The following is a 248-nucleotide window of genomic DNA, read 5'->3' on the forward strand; positions in this document are numbered from 1 at the left end:
ATATCCGGCGTTCCTCGGCGTGTCGGCGATCCTCGCGGAGCAGTTGTCGAACCGCTCGGGCGGTGCGTCGTCGGCGGTGTTCGAGCGGATTCGCCAGATGCGCGACGCGCTGACGCCGGCCGAGCGCCGCGTCGCCGATCTCGCGCTGAACCATCCGCGCTCGATCATCAACGATCCGATCGTCGATATCGCGCGCAAGGCCGACGTGAGCCAGCCGACGGTGATCCGCTTCTGCCGCTCGCTCGGCT

Annotated in this window: 1 pseudogene; it reads left to right on the forward strand. The window is 68.5% G+C overall.

Annotation, left to right across the window (positions count from 1 at the left end):
* A pseudogene (locus SB816_RS33905) lies at nt 1-248 on the forward strand (bifunctional transcriptional regulator/glucokinase); the annotation flags it as partial.

The sequence above is a fragment of the Achromobacter sp. SIMBA_011 genome (assembly GCF_046535435.1).
Lineage (GTDB): Bacteria > Pseudomonadota > Gammaproteobacteria > Burkholderiales > Burkholderiaceae_B > Achromobacter > Achromobacter dolens.